5 protein-coding genes are annotated in these 3766 nt (G+C 56.9%); 2 read left to right on the top strand and 3 right to left on the bottom strand.

The window, feature by feature from the left end:
- Positions 1–838 (bottom strand): MBL fold metallo-hydrolase (locus FN633_RS02835; RefSeq protein WP_154058805.1); only part of this gene is annotated, 838 nt, incomplete at its 3' end.
- Positions 839–1025: 187 nt separating this feature from the next.
- Between FN633_RS02835 and FN633_RS02830 the strand changes: the two genes are divergently transcribed.
- Entirely contained in the window at positions 1026–1523 is a 498-nt protein-coding gene (locus FN633_RS02830) for a GlcG/HbpS family heme-binding protein (protein WP_154056658.1), read from the top strand.
- A 69-nt stretch (positions 1524–1592) separates the two neighbouring features.
- On the opposite strand, the gene FN633_RS02825 is transcribed toward FN633_RS02830, so the two are convergent.
- Complete coding sequence (locus FN633_RS02825; RefSeq protein WP_154056657.1) at positions 1593–2600, bottom strand: NAD(P)-dependent oxidoreductase; 1008 nt, start codon at positions 2598–2600, stop codon at positions 1593–1595.
- A 28-nt stretch (positions 2601–2628) separates the two neighbouring features.
- Positions 2629–3027, bottom strand: a complete 399-nt coding sequence (locus tag FN633_RS02820) for a RidA family protein (protein ID WP_154056656.1) — start codon at positions 3025–3027, stop codon at positions 2629–2631.
- A gap of 127 nt (positions 3028–3154) precedes the next feature.
- Between FN633_RS02820 and FN633_RS02815 the strand changes: the two genes are divergently transcribed.
- Entirely contained in the window at positions 3155–3748 is a 594-nt protein-coding gene (locus tag FN633_RS02815; RefSeq protein WP_154056655.1) for a TetR/AcrR family transcriptional regulator, read from the top strand.
- The last annotated feature ends 18 nt before the right edge of the window (positions 3749–3766 follow it).

Genomic DNA, 3766 nt, shown 5'->3' with positions numbered 1-3766 from the left:
TGGAATGCGTATTTTCACTACCAAAGGCCTGTAACTCTTTGGCATCATGACTGCAAAAGAAGGTGATCTCTTGCTTATAGCGACCAAATAGATCCCGTAATTGCTGTTGCGTCCGATGCCTTGTACCGTTATCCATCGCCATCATCCACTGGTAAAAACGCAGGCCGGGCGTGCAGTGAGGATTTTGCAGGTCCATTTCACCCCGGTAGAACCAGGCGTCACCCCCATGCAGTAACCACCCGTTTGGCTGGCTTACGGCAATACCCGCATGCCCCGCAGTATGGCCTGCCAGCGGGACAAGCAGGATTTCCGGTGGCAACCCTTGCAGCGCGGTAACCGCCTCGAAGCCGTACCATTTTTCTCCCTGAGGCTGATAGCCTCTCCAGCCCGAGCTGCCGCTCCACTGGCCGGGACGATAGCGCTCGCGTGCCAGCCAGCTGTGCCGCTGCTGAGCGGTATCGATCTCTGTTTGCAGCAGGTGTATACGTGCGCCAGGAAAGTCGGTCAGCCCACCCGCATGGTCAAAATCAAGATGGGTAAGAATGATATGCCGGACATCGTCTGCCCTGAACCCCAGCGCTTCTATACGCGAACGAGCCGTCAGCGTTTCCCGTCTTTGAATATTATTCATTACCCGGAAAAAGCCTGACAGCCGTTTTTCCGGCTGACGGACATCATCCCGTCCAAACCCGGTATCGACCAGCACCAGTCCGTCCCGGTCAGTTTCAATGAGCAGACAATGGCATACCAGATGGGCAAAGATACCTTTACTGAAACCATCGAATAATGCGCCGCCCACCGGACACATACACCCACAGTTAAGATGATGAACTTTCATATATTCCTCTTGGTCATGTGTGATGGCCTACTTAATCATGTTAGGCCAAACCTCCCTTTCTGCGCGACGTATCGCAAGGCGCACGCCTTTTTTCCGCGCCAGATGACAAGATTGTCATCCTCCTGTCAGGTAGTCAGGAGAGCCGGGCGGGTATAACAGCAGGGTGATTAACTCAGGAGAATAAAAGATGAAAAAGCCTATCGCCGCCCTGTCCCTCGCCATGCTGCTTGCTGCTCCGGGCGTAGCTCTCTCGGCCCAGCCAGCGGCTGTCTATGACATGACGCAGGAGCTTGGCAGTAAGCTGGTCACCGAGGCACTGTCGATCTGCCATGGTATGCATCGTCAGGGGGTTGCGGCCGTCGTGGATCGTGGCGGAAACCTGGTTGCGCTGATGAGGGATGATAACGTGGGGCCGCATAATACGCAGGCCGCGTGGCGTAAGGCCTTCACGGCGCTATCGACCAAAACGCCGACTAAACAGCTTGCGATTAAGGCTCAATCATCACCGGACTCCGTTAACCTCAATACCGTTAACGAATTATTGCTGCTTGGGGGCGGCGTACCGGTTAACTATCGCGGTCAGGTGATTGGTGCCGTTGGCATGGCGGGAACCGGGGGCGCAGAGTCTGACGATCGCTGTGGCGCCGACGCCATTAACAAGGTAGTGGGGGAAAACCCGCAATAGTAACAGCGGTAGAAGAGGGCACCGGCGGGCGAAGGGTCAGCTCGCCGGTGGTTGATCCAAACGTGGCGTTTAGGACGACGGCAGTTCCAGAACGTCTCCGCCCTCCTGTACCAGACGCGCCAGATAGCGCGATGCATCCAGGATCTGCCACGGGAAATAGAGGCCAGGGGCAACCGGCGGCTTGCCATCCAATCCGATCAGACGCTCAAGAAGCAAGGCTATCCCCATTCCCGTCAGCGGTGCTGCGCCGCCCGGATGCACGACCGCATGTCGGGTGCGAAGTGCCTGACCAGCGTGATCCAGACCAGACATATCCAGCACGATCTCCGTCGATAATGTACCGCCTTTACGTCGGCTAGAACTGACGCCCTGGCCCAGGTTGAACTGCACGCTGTGCGCGCCGGTAGCGGCCGCCAGACCCGTCACGTCAATTGAAGAAAAGCCGGTGGCGTTAATTTCAGTGCCGTCCAGCGCAGCGAAAACGGCTTTGGCATCATCGCCCTCGCGCCAGATCCAGTTGCCATCCCGGCGCGTGAGCGCCGCAGGCAGGAGGTGGTTCAGGTGCTCAAAATCAGCGGCCACCGCCGGACCGCCGGTATCGTGCTCATCAACCAGCGCACCAATGCGGATTTCCTCTACCTGGCTGAAGGATTTCGCCAGATGGAGGGCAGGCACCGTGGTAGCGCCCACCAGCCACTCATAGCCCAGCACGATTGCCGAGGCGGTCGGGGCATGCATAAAGCTGGCGATTTCCGGGGCTATTTCAAATATGCCCGACGAGATACTGAGATGCGGTACGCCGCATTTCTGGGCGAAGCGGAGGCTGGCGAGGGTGTGATCCTTATAGAGAACGACCACCGCGCTGACCTTTTGCTCGCCAAGACCCAGATCGTCAGAGGCCATGTCGATAACAACACCTTGCGCATGACCCATTTCCGCCGCTGCGCGCTGGGCCTTGCTAAGATCGCGGCCTCCTATGAGCAGAGGAACATCAGGATAAATGGCCTGTATCGCCCGAGCGGTCTGATGACCTATAGCGCCGGAACCGCCCATTAACAGGATAGGATCGAATGACATAAGCGTTTCTCCTCGTTTACGTGACACGCTACGAACGGCCAGGGATGCGGGCAATGACCTTGATCTCGAAATCAAAGCCTGCGAGCCAGGTAACGCCAACGGCTGTCCAGTTTGGATAGGGAGGATGCGGGAAAATAGCCTGTTTGACCTGCATGATCGTGGGAAACTGATTTTGCGGGTCGGTATGGAAGGTCGTGACATCGATCAGGTCTTCAAAGGTGCAGCCCGCAGCTGTCAGCGTTGCCTTCAGGTTATCAAACGCCAGCTGCACCTGAGCAGCAAAATCCGGCTCCGGCGTGCCATCGGCGCGGCTTCCCACCTGGCCGGACACAAACAGCAAATCGCCGGAGCGGATCGCGGCAGAGTAGCCGTGCTCTTCATAGAGCGCATGGCGGCTGGCGGGGAAAATCGGTTCGCGCTGAATCATAGGGTATCCTTTACTTTGTTCAAGGTGAAAAACGTAAAGCACAGCACGGATATATGGTTTAATATACGCCGCGTATGTCAAATTAATCACACATACGCGGCGTATGTCAAATGAATATGGAGAAGGTATGGTTGTCAAACGACGCAGCGAAACGATGGAAGAGAACCGCGCAAAACTGATCGCGGCAGCGCGGAGAGCCTTTGCTGAGAAGGGGTACGCCGCGTCATCCATGGATGAGTTAACCGCCAGCGTTGGGCTTACCCGTGGCGCGCTCTATCACAACTTCGGTGATAAAAAAGGTTTATTGGCTGCCGTTGTTGCTCAGATTGATGGGGAAATGGCAGAGCGGGCTAAGGCTGACGCCTCTCATGCCAGCGACGATTGGGAAAGGCTGCTAGCCGAAGGCGTTGCCTATATCAAGATGGCGCTGGATCCCGAGGTGCGGCGCATCGTGCTGCTTGATGGCCCGGCATTTCTGGGCGATCCCGCCCAGTGGCCCGGGCAGATCAGCTGCCTTGACGCCACCCGCCAGACGGTTGAAAAAATGCGTGAGCGCGGCCTGCTTAAAGCCGTAGATGCCGAGGCCGCTGCGCATATGTTAAACAGCGCTGCGATGAATGCCGCGCTCTGGATAGCAGCCAGCAACGAGCCGGAGAAGGCCCTGCCGAAAATTATTGCGGTGTTTACGCAACTGGCAAGCGGCTTACGCAACGACGCCTAAAAAGCATAATCATATTAA

This window comes from Pseudescherichia vulneris (genome assembly GCF_902164725.1).
Classification (GTDB): Bacteria; Pseudomonadota; Gammaproteobacteria; order Enterobacterales; family Enterobacteriaceae; genus Pseudescherichia; species Pseudescherichia vulneris.
This window is presented reverse-complemented; position numbering and strand designations above follow the sequence as displayed.